Origin of the sequence: Mesorhizobium sp. B2-4-3 (genome assembly GCF_006442815.1) — a bacterium.
GTDB lineage: Bacteria > Pseudomonadota > Alphaproteobacteria > Rhizobiales > Rhizobiaceae > Mesorhizobium.
Window position 1 is genome coordinate 1 of sequence record NZ_VFVL01000066.1, and the last position, 5,209, is coordinate 5,209.

At 66.3% G+C, this 5,209-nt stretch carries 4 protein-coding genes; 2 read left to right on the top strand and 2 right to left on the bottom strand.

Annotated elements, in window-relative coordinates; translation table 11 throughout:
- Positions 1-142: 142 nt before the first annotated feature.
- Both hutH and hutI read right to left on the bottom strand, forming a co-directional pair.
- Entirely contained in the window at positions 143-1,678 is a 1,536-nt protein-coding gene (gene hutH, locus FJ956_RS30255) for a histidine ammonia-lyase (RefSeq protein WP_140684977.1), read from the bottom strand.
- A complete protein-coding gene (hutI, locus tag FJ956_RS30260) occupies positions 1,675-2,904 on the bottom strand; it encodes an imidazolonepropionase (protein WP_181170422.1) in 1,230 nt (409 codons plus the stop codon). Before hutI ends, hutH begins: the two co-directional genes overlap by 4 nt.
- Positions 2,905-3,001: 97 nt before the next feature.
- Between hutI and FJ956_RS30265 the strand changes: the two genes are divergently transcribed.
- Both FJ956_RS30265 and hutC read left to right on the top strand, forming a co-directional pair.
- Positions 3,002-4,357, top strand: coding sequence for a formimidoylglutamate deiminase (locus FJ956_RS30265; protein ID WP_140684975.1), 1,356 nt, complete (start codon positions 3,002-3,004; stop codon positions 4,355-4,357).
- 13 nt (positions 4,358-4,370) lie between these two features.
- A complete protein-coding gene (gene hutC, locus FJ956_RS30270; RefSeq protein ID WP_140684974.1) occupies positions 4,371-5,117 on the top strand; it encodes a histidine utilization repressor in 747 nt (248 codons plus the stop codon).
- Positions 5,118-5,209 lie beyond the last annotated feature (92 nt).

Genomic DNA, 5,209 nt, shown 5'->3' on the forward strand with positions numbered 1-5,209 from the left:
CCGCGCAAAACGCACGAAACTGTTCGCGATGTCTTCGCACACCTGTTCGCGATGTCCCCAGTCCATACACCCCCTTGTGGGGGAGATATCCGGCAGGACAGAGGGGGGCGCGAAGGAACGCGGTCTTCGATGGCTAACATGCTCACGACGCAATCCCCGGCAGCTTCACGGCACCCGCCGCCTCCACGGTGGCGCCGCTACGGACCATCGCGATCGCCTTTTCCATGTCGGGATGGAAATGGCGGTCATTGTCGAGATGCGGCACCTCGGCCCGCACCAGCTTGCGCACGGCTTCCAGCGCTTCGCTGGACGCAAGCGGCTGATGGAAATCGCAGCCTTGCGCCGCCGCCAGCAGTTCGATGCCGATGACGGCGGTTGCATTCTCGATCATGCCGAGCAGACGGCGCGCGCCATGCGCCGCCATCGAGACATGGTCTTCCTGGTTGGCGGAAGTCGGAATGGAATCGACGCTCGCCGGATAGGCCTTCTGCTTGTTTTCCGAAACGAGCGCCGCCGCCGTCACCTGCGGGATCATGAAACCGGAGTTCAGGCCGGGCTTCGGCGTCAGGAAGGCCGGCATGCCGGACAGCGCCGGATCCACCAGCATGGCGATGCGCCGTTCCGACAGCGAGCCGATCTCGCAGACGGCGAGCGCGATCATGTCGGCGGCAAAGGCCACCGGCTCGGCGTGGAAATTGCCGCCCGAAAGCGCGGTGTCGTCCTCGGCGAAGATCAGCGGATTGTCGGTGACGCCATTGGCTTCGGTCTCAAGCGTGTCGGCGGCCTTGCGCAGCACGTCGAGCGCGGCGCCCATCACCTGCGGCTGGCAGCGCAGGCAGTACGGGTCCTGCACGCGCTCGTCGCCGACGCGGTGCGATTCACGGATGGCGCTGCCGGCCATCAGGTTGCGCAGCGCATTCGCCGTTTCGATCTGGCCGCGATGCTTTCTCAAAAGATGGATGCGCGGGTCGAAAGGCGCGTCGGAGCCTCGTGCCGCGTCGGTCGACAGCGCGCCGGCGACCAGCGCCGACTGGTAGAGCACCTCGGCCTCGAACAGGCCGGCGAGCGCAAAAGCGGTCGAGAACTGCGTGCCGTTGAGCAGCGCAAGGCCCTCTTTGGCGCCTAATGTCACCGGCTCCAGCCCATGCGAGACGAAGGCGACCTTGGCCGGGAAACGGCCATGCGGCGTGAAACATTCGCCGACGCCGATCATCACGGCCGTCATATGCGAGAGCGGCGCGAGGTCGCCGGACGCGCCGACTGAGCCTTGCGCGGGCACGACGGGGATGACGTCGTTGGCGAGCATGGCTTCCAGCAATTCGATGGTCTGGGGCCGCACGCCGGAGGCGCCCTGGGCCAGGCTGGCGAGCTTCAGCGCCATCATCAGCCGCACAACGGCGACGGGCATCGGCTCGCCGACGCCGGCGGCATGCGAAAGCACGATGTTGCGCTGGAGGGTTTCGAGATCGTCAGCCGGGATGCGGACGCTGGCGAGCTTGCCGAAGCCGGTGTTGATGCCATAGACCGGCTCGCCCTTGGCGACGATGCGGGCGACCGCCTCGGCGCTGGCCCTGATCTTCGGCCGGCAAGCGGCGTCAAGCTTCGGCACGGCGCCGCGATAGATGGCGCGCCAGTCGGCAAGCGTCGCGTTGCCGGGCGTCAGGGTCAGTTCGGTCATTGTCCTCTCCAGATACGGGCATGGAGCGGATTGAAGCCCATGCGGTAGACGAGTTCGGCCGGACGCTCGATGTCCCAGATGGCGAGATCGGCCGATTTGCCGGCTTCCAGCGTGCCGGTCCGTTCAAGCAAGCCCAACGCACGCGCGGCTTCGCGGGTGACGCCGGCGAGGCATTCGTCGACGGTCATGCCGAACAGCGTCGCGGCCATGTTCATGGTGAGCAGCAGCGAGGTGAGCGGCGAGGTGCCGGGATTGCTGTCGGTGGCGACGGCCATCTTCACGCCGTGCCGGCGGAACAGGTCGACAGGCGGCTTCTTCGTCTCGCGGATGAAGTAGTAGGCGCCGGGCAGGATCGTCGCCACGGTGCCGGCCTTGGCCATCGCTTCGGCGCCGTCCTCGTCCGTATATTCGAGGTGGTCGGCCGACAACGCGCCATAGCTGGCGGCAAGGGCCGCGCCATGCAGGTTGGAAAGCTGGTCGGCGTGCAGTTTTACAGGCAGGCCAAGCGCCTTGGCCTTGTCGAAGACGCGCGCCATCTGTTCCGGCGAGAAGGCAATGCCCTCGCAAAAACCATCGACGGCGTCGGCGAGCTTTTCGGCGGCGACTTGCGGAAGGATCGTGCCGGCGACGAGATCGATGAACGCGTCCTTGTCGCCCTTGGCTTCCGGCGGCAGGGCGTGGGCGGCGAGACAAGTGGTGCGGATCGTCACCGGCCGCTCACTGGCCAGCCGGCGGGCGGCGCGCAGCGACTTCTTCTCATTGTCGGCATCAAGGCCGTAGCCGGACTTGACCTCGACGGTGGTGACGCCCTCGGCGATCAGCGCGTCGAGCCGCGGCAGCGTCTGGGCGACTAGCTCGTCCTCGCTCGCAGCGCGCAGCGACTTGACCGAGGAGACGATGCCACCCCCTGCGCGCGCCACATCCTCATAAGTTGCTCCGGCCAGCCGCATCTCGAACTCGTTGGCGCGGTTTCCCGCATAGACAAGATGCGTATGACAGTCGATCAGGCCGGGGGTAATCCAACGTCCGGAGCAGTCGATGGCCTCGGCGCCCTGCCCGACCGAAGCCGGCATGTCGGCCTCGGGGCCGGCATAGACGATAAGCCCGTCGCGCGCGGCGACCGCGCCTTTCTCGACGATACCGAGGCCGGCCGCGCCCTCGGCGATGGTCGCCAGGCGCGCATTGCGCCAGACCCGAAGGCCGCTCTTCTTGTTTGCTCCACCCATCATCTTTTCCATTTGAAAGGATGGCGATTATGTATATACATATTGCAACGCGACGCAAGCGGTATCGTCGCTCACGCATCGAGATTTGGAGACGCAGGTGACGACGATCTTTGCGGAACAGGCGCTGCTACCCGAGGGCTGGAAAGACAATGTGAGGATCGCCTTCCACAGCGGCCGCATCTCCACGGTCGAGGCCGGCGCTTCCGCGCAGGCCGGCGACGAGCGCCATGCCATCGTCCTGCCCGGCATGCCTAACCTGCACAGCCACGCCTTCCAGCGCGGCATGGCGGGTCTGGCCGAGCTGCGCGGCCCTTCGGCCGACAGTTTCTGGAGTTGGCGCGAGGTGATGTACCGCTTCGCGCTGTCGATGACACCGGACCAGGTCGAGGCGGTGGCGTCACAGCTCTATGTCGAAATGCTGGAGGCCGGCTTCTCGCGCGTCGGCGAATTTCATTACCTGCATCACGACCGCGACGGACAGCCTTACGCCAATCTCGCGGAGATGGCGGAGCGGATCGCCGCCGCGGCCGCCGACACCGGCATCGGGCTGACGCTGCTGCCGGTCTTCTATGCTCATTCCGCCTTCGGCGGCGCCGCGCCCAACGAAGACCAGCGGCGATTCATCAATGATGTCGAACGCTTCGGACGTCTGCTTGAGAAAGCCCGCGAGGGCGTTCGCTCATTGGAGCAGGCTGTCGTCGGTGTCGCGCCGCACAGCTTGCGCGCCGCAACGCCGGAAGAGCTCAACGCGGTCGCGGCCATGGCGCCGAACGGACCTATCCACATCCATGTCGCCGAGCAAGTGAAGGAAGTCGAGGATTGCGTCGCCTGGTCGGGCAAGCGTCCAGTCGAATTCCTGCTCGCCAAAGCCAAGGTAGACAAACGCTGGTGCCTGATCCACGCCACGCATATGACCGAGACCGAGACGATCGCCATGGCCCGGACCGGCGCGATCGCCGGGCTCTGCCCGATCACCGAGGCCAATCTCGGCGATGGCACGTTCGCCGCGCCGCTGTTCATCGAGCATGGCGGCCGTTTCGGCGTCGGCTCCGATTCCAATGTGCTGATCGGCCTGCCGGACGAGCTCCGGCAGCTCGAATATTCGCAGCGCCTCGCCCACCGTGCCCGCAATGTGCTGGCGCGGGCCGGCGGATCCACGGGACGCGCGCTGTTCGACGCTTCGCTCGACGGCGGTAGCCAGGCGCTTGGCGCCGGCCCTTCGCGAATTGCCGCCGGTGATCCAGCCGATTTGGTCTCGCTCGACGCCGGTCATCCTTCGCTTGCCGGCAAGGCGGGCGACGCGATCCTCGACGCCTGGATCTTTGCCAATGGCACCAAGGTCGATTGTGCCTGGGTGCAGGGCAAAAAGCAGGTCAGCGGCGGCAGGCATGCCAAGCGCGAAGCGGTTGCCAAGCGGTTCCGCAAAGTCATGACCGCCTTGTCGCAAGGCTGAACAGGAATATTCGATGAGCTTGGTCGAGACAGACGATATCGAAGGCGGCGAGATCCTCTCGCTGCATCAGCGCATCCTGTCCGACATCCGCGAAAAGATCCTCTCGGGCGCCTGGGCGCCGGGCCATCGCATCCCCTTCGAGCATGAGCTGACGGCTCACTATAATTGCTCGCGCATGACGGTGAACAAGGCGCTGTCGCAGTTGGCCAAGGCTGGGCTGATCGAGCGCCGCCGCCGCTCCGGCAGCTTCGTGCGCCAGCCGCAGTCGCAGGCAGCGGTGCTGGAGCTGCACGACATCCGGATCGAGGTCGAGGCGCTCGGCCTGCCCTACCGCTATGAGCGGCTGGAGCGCCTGAGACGGCGCAGCGGTGCCGAGGACCGCGCGCTGCTCGGGCTTTCCGCGCCGGGTCCGGTGCTGGCGCTGGAGGGCCTGCATTTTGCCGGCGAACGGCCGTTCGCGCTCGAGCAGCGGCTGATCAATCTCTCAGCCGTGGCCGAAGCCGGCGAGGAGGAATTTCTCGAGATCGCGCCAGGCCCCTGGCTGATCGGCCGCGTGCCGTGGAGCGAAGCCGAGCACCGCATCCGCGCCATGGCCGCCGACGACGCAATCGCCGACGCGCTCGACATCGATCCGGGCGCGCCCTGCCTGGTGGTCGAACGCCGCACCTGGAGCGCCGAGCATCCGGTCACGCATGTGCGGTTCGTCTATCCGGCGGACAGCCATACGCTGATGGCGCGGTTCACGCCGTCGCAGGGATGAGTGATCTCCCCCCTTGTGGGGGAGATGGCCGGCAGGTGTCCGAACCGGATAGATAGGTAACAGAATGGACCGATTAGATGGGTGACAGTTTT

Excerpts from the sequence above, each read along its gene's own strand:
- hutH (WP_140684977.1), bottom strand. The coding sequence starts at position 1,678 with ATGACCGAACTGACCCTGACGCCCGGCAACGCGACGCTTGCCGACTGG.
- hutI (WP_181170422.1), bottom strand. The coding sequence starts at position 2,904 with ATGGGTGGAGCAAACAAGAAGAGCGGCCTTCGGGTCTGGCGCAATGCG.
- hutC (WP_140684974.1), top strand. The coding sequence starts at position 4,371 with ATGAGCTTGGTCGAGACAGACGATATCGAAGGCGGCGAGATCCTCTCG.